The sequence below is a fragment of the Mameliella sp. CS4 genome (assembly GCF_019392335.1).
Lineage (GTDB): Bacteria > Pseudomonadota > Alphaproteobacteria > Rhodobacterales > Rhodobacteraceae > Antarctobacter.
The window spans coordinates 1-365 of the sequence record NZ_JAHXRQ010000104.1 but is presented as its reverse complement, the minus strand read 5'-3'; the positions used below and the strand labels follow the sequence as shown (position 1 = coordinate 365).

The 365-nt window shown below is 66.6% G+C and carries 1 pseudogene; it reads left to right on the top strand.

Features of this window, described 5'->3' with window-relative positions:
- Window positions 1–178 precede the first annotated feature (178 nt).
- A pseudogene (locus KZZ07_RS26720) lies at window positions 179–365 on the top strand (IS3 family transposase); the annotation flags it as partial.

Genomic DNA, 365 nt, shown 5'->3' with positions numbered 1-365 from the left:
CGAACTCCTCAGACTGAGGACGACCCCGCAGCTGGCCCGGCGACCGCGATCACCAGACAGCGTGCCCCTTCGAGGTCACGCCGACGCCGATCTGATGCCTCCGGTCGGGCTCCACCCTCCTTGGGTCATCAGACCGGCGGTTCCTCTCACCTTGATTGACGCGCTGGTCTCATCCTGATTGCCGCGCTGCAACGTCTGGAGCTTCGACTTCGTGCAGGGCCAGACCCACGATGGGCGCTCTCTGCGCATCCTGACGCTGATCGACGAGCACAGCCGGGCCTGCCTCGCCTTGAAGGTGGCGCGGCGCATCAACAGCGTCGGCGTGATCGAGGCGTTGGCCGACGCGATGTGCCTGCACGGCATCC